Annotated in this window: 5 protein-coding genes; 3 read left to right on the top strand and 2 right to left on the bottom strand. The window is 68.3% G+C overall.

Going from position 1 to position 2,480, the window contains the following annotated elements:
- Positions 1–347, top strand: a 347-nt coding sequence (locus G3N99_RS38790; protein ID WP_206125040.1) for a response regulator, incomplete at its 5' end; no start/stop codon positions are given.
- Between the two features lie 38 nt (positions 348–385).
- Here the strand turns inward: G3N99_RS38790 and G3N99_RS38785 are convergent.
- On the bottom strand, positions 386–805 hold the full coding sequence (locus tag G3N99_RS38785) for a secondary thiamine-phosphate synthase enzyme YjbQ (RefSeq protein WP_206125039.1): 420 nt from the start codon (positions 803–805) through the stop codon (positions 386–388).
- Positions 806–815: 10 nt separating this feature from the next.
- On the bottom strand, positions 816–1,142 hold the full coding sequence (locus tag G3N99_RS38780; protein ID WP_206125038.1) for a thioredoxin family protein: 327 nt from the start codon (positions 1,140–1,142) through the stop codon (positions 816–818).
- 227 nt (positions 1,143–1,369) lie between these two features.
- Here G3N99_RS38780 and G3N99_RS38775 point away from each other — a divergent pair, with 227 nt between their 5' ends.
- Positions 1,370–2,071, top strand: coding sequence for a flavin reductase family protein (locus G3N99_RS38775; RefSeq protein ID WP_174981123.1), 702 nt, complete (start codon positions 1,370–1,372; stop codon positions 2,069–2,071).
- 105 nt (positions 2,072–2,176) lie between these two features.
- The coding region (locus G3N99_RS38770; RefSeq protein ID WP_206125037.1) for an MFS transporter at positions 2,177–2,480 on the top strand (304 nt) is incomplete at its 3' end.

The raw sequence follows: 2,480 nt of genomic DNA, 5'->3' as shown, positions 1-2,480 counted from the left end.
ACGACGACGACAACGCGCGCGAAACGCTCGGCGCGATGCTGTCGGCGCTCGGCATCGAAGCCGATCTGTGCGGCACCGGGCAGGAAGGCGTCGCGCGCTTCGGTACGGGTCATTACGACATCGTCGTGCTCGATCTCGAGCTGCCGGACTTGAGCGGCTTCGAGGTCGCACGGCGGATTCGCACGGTCGCGGTACCCGACGACGATGGCCGGCATCCGGCGATCCTCGGCGTCAGCGCATATGAATCGGCCGCGCTGCGCGAGAACAAGCAGGTGTTCGACGAATTCCTGCCGAAGCCCGTCCACCTGCGCGAACTCGGCGCGCTCGTCGAGAAGATGCTCGCCTGAGACGGGGCGCCGGCGATGTCGTTGCCGTGTGCGCCCGCTTACTCGCCGATCAGATGCAGCACGATATCGCGGCGGTGCGCTGCGCGGCGATGCTCGAACAGATAGATGCCCTGCCAAGTGCCGAGCACCATGCGCCCCTGCTCGACCGGGATCGACAATTGCACCTGCGTGAGCGCCGTGCGCAGGTGCGCCGGCATGTCGTCGCCGCCTTCGGTGTCGTGCTCGTAGCGCGTGGCGTCCTCGGGGGCGAGCGTCGCGAAGTAGCGTTCGATGTCGCGCTGCACCGACGAATCGGCATTCTCCTGGATCAGCAGCGATGCCGACGTATGGCGGCAGAACACGGTGAGCAGGCCGGTGCGGATCGCCTGCTGGTCGACGAAGGCGCGCACCTGCGACGTGAATTCGACGAGGCCGCTGCCGCGCGTGTCGATGCCGATGTGCGTGATCGCCTGTTGCATCGCTATAACCTCAGGCCAGCGCGGCGAAGCCGTCGGCTTCGATCTGCTTCGCGTCGGCCGGGCGCACGACGCGCGCGACTTCGACACCATCGCGCAGGAACACCAAGGTGGGCCACAGCTTCACGCCGAACGAGCGGCCAAGCGGGCGGCCCGGGCCATCCTCGATCTTCAGGTGCCGCACGGCGGGATGCGCGGAAAACGACGCCACGATCGCCGGCTGCGCGCCCGCGCAGATCCCGCACCAGTTCGCACCGAATTCGATGACGGTTGGGCCGCTCAGTGCGTCGACTTCCGCGCGCGTCGGCGCGTTGGCGGTGTAGCGTTGCTCGGTATCCATCAGGCCCTCGTGTGCGTTGGCGGAACAGGGCCGCGCGCCCGTGCGATGCGGCGGGTGCGGCCTGCGACCTCTTACTGTAGCGGAAAAGCGTGCGCGGTGCCGGAGGGTCCGGCCCGGCGCACATGCCGTCCGCGCGCTCCCTCCGGAATGACACGACAAGATTCGGAGCGCCGCGCCGTCGCGACAGGATCAGCATGCGGACTGATCCCTCAACGAAGGCACCGACCATGAACGCTCCGCATTGCGTCACCGAACCGAACATCCTCTATTTCGGCACACCCGTCGTGCTGGTCAGCACGCTGAACGAAGACGGCACGGCCAATCTCGCGCCGATCTCGTCCGCGTTCTGGCTCGGCTGGCGCGGCGTGATCGGCATCGCCGCCAGTTCGCAGACCACCCGCAACCTGCTGCGCACCGGCGAGTGCGTGCTGAACCTGCCGTCGTCGGCACAGGCCCACGCGGTCGACCGGATCGCGCGCACGACGGGCACCTACCCGGTGCCGGACGGCAAGCGCGCGAAGGGCTACGTGTACGAACCCGACAAGTTCGGCACGGCCGGGCTCACCGAGGCGGCCTCGCAGACCGTCGCACCGCCGCGTGCGCTCGAATGCCCGGTGCACATGGAAGCGGTCGTCGCGGCCACGCATGGAATCGGTGAAGAAGCGCCCGACGTACGCGGCCATATCCGCGTGTTCGAAGTGCGCATCCAGCGCGTGCACGTGCATCCCGACCTGCTGATGGACGGTCATCCGGACCGCATCGATCCGGACAAGTGGTCGCCGCTGATCATGAGTTTCCAGAAGTTCTACGGCCTCACGCCACATCAGGTGCATGCGTCGCGACTCGCCGAGATTCCCGAGCGCGCATATCGCAGCCCGGACATCGAGCGCTCGCGTGATGCGGGTGTGCCGGCTGGCGCCGGGCGGTAGTGGCGTGAAGCGTGATGACCGGCACGTTGCGGCAACGACTCGATACCGCATGAACCGCATCGTTGCCGCCAGCCGGCGGCGCGACGCACGAACAGGAGCACACCGATGAACCCGACGATCCGCCATGCGTCCGCCGGCGCGACCGAACCCGCCACGCCGGCCCGGCGCCGCCTCGTGCTGCCGGCGCTGTGCATCGCGGTGCTGATCGCGCAGATCGACACCGCGATCGTCAATCTCGCGACCGAACCGATCGGCACCGCGTTCGGCGCACGCGTCGGCGCGCTGCAATGGGTCATCGACGCGTACAACCTCGCGTATGCGGTGCTGCTGCTCACGGGCGGCCTCGTCGGCGACCTGTACGGCAGGCGGCGCGCGTTCGTGCTCGGCGCGGCCGTGCTGAGCGGTGCGT

The organism is Burkholderia sp. Ac-20392, from assembly GCF_017104585.1.
Classification (GTDB): Bacteria; Pseudomonadota; Gammaproteobacteria; order Burkholderiales; family Burkholderiaceae; genus Burkholderia; species Burkholderia lata.
Note: the sequence above shows the minus strand (reverse complement) of the source record. Positions and strands in the feature narration are given on the sequence as shown.